Below are 1,375 nucleotides of genomic sequence, written 5' to 3'. Positions count from 1 at the left end.
AGTATATTTAAACGATCAATCACTTTTTGAAGTAAGTGAATATGAACAATTGGCTGATCCGAAATTGGTTGAAGAAACACTAGATCATTGGACAAATAAACAAGTTACTTATGACTATAAAGACCAATCAATCTATGTCTGGTACGCAAAATTAGAAAATGATATAACAACGATATATGTGAATTTTCATGACTATAATCCCAATAATGAAGTAACGGAAATAAATGTTAGAAAAAGCGCATTTCGTCCCTTCAAAATGCATACAAATTATATTACAATAAGAAACTTTGAAATCGCGAATGTGGCAACGCAATGGTCGCCTCCAACTGCAGCACAGACAGGCATGATTGATACACATTGGAGTAAAGGGTGGATTATCGAAAATAACACACTTTATAACGCCGTGTGTAGTGCGATTGCTATAGGTAAAGAAATTTCAACAGGTGACAATTTAAATACTTATAGAAAAGATAAACCAGGTTATCAATATCAAATAGAAACCGTCTTTAAGGCAGCCAATAGTGATTGGAATAAAGAAACCATAGGGTCACATATCGTTAGAAATAATGTGATACATGATTGTGGACAAAATGCAGTAGTAGGACATCTAGGAAGTGCATTTAGTAAAATATATAATAACCATATTTATAATATAGGTAATAAGAGAGAATTTTTTGGTTATGAAATTGCAGGTATCAAGTTGCATGCTGCGATAGATACACAAGTGTACAACAATTATGTTCATAATTGCTCACTAGGTATGTGGTTTGATTGGCAGACACAAGGAACAAGAATAAGTAAGAACATATTTAACGATAATACTAGAGACTTGTTCGTAGAAGTAAGTAGCGGTCCGTATATTGTAGATAACAATATACTAACTGCGGATTATGCTTTAGACAACCACGCACAAGGTGGGGCTTATGTTAATAATATTATTAATGGCGAAATAGTACATAGGTTAATGTTGGATAGAGCAACGCCATACCATGTACCACACAGTACATTAATAGCAGGGTTTGCACCAGTTTATGGTGGAGATGATAGATTTTATAACAACATATTTATTGGACAAGAAGGTATACCTAATGTCGGAACTGAAATTTATAATTTTTATACAACTTCACTATCAGAATTTAAAGAAGCGGTTGCTAAAGAAGAAGGCGATCATGAGTCATTCCATAAGATAAAACAACCAGTATATATTGAAGATAATGCATATTTTAATAAAGCAAATCAATTTAATAGAGAAGATCGTAATTTTATAGATGAAAGTGTTAATCCTGATTTATCAATAGTTGAAGAAGGTAATGATGTGTATTTAAATATCTCTGTACCAGAATCATTTATTGAATTTAAAGGAAAAGTATATGAT

General features: G+C 32.1%; 1 protein-coding gene. It reads left to right on the top strand.

Annotated features, from left to right (window positions below; all coding sequences use genetic code 11):
- Positions 1-1,375 (top strand): right-handed parallel beta-helix repeat-containing protein (locus ACF91D_RS30320; protein ID WP_392438451.1); only part of this gene is annotated, 1,375 nt, incomplete at both ends.

This window comes from Staphylococcus sp. 231237_7MaSpsaltlick, from assembly GCF_043107035.1.
Note: the sequence above shows the minus strand (reverse complement) of the source record. Positions and strands in the feature narration are given on the sequence as shown.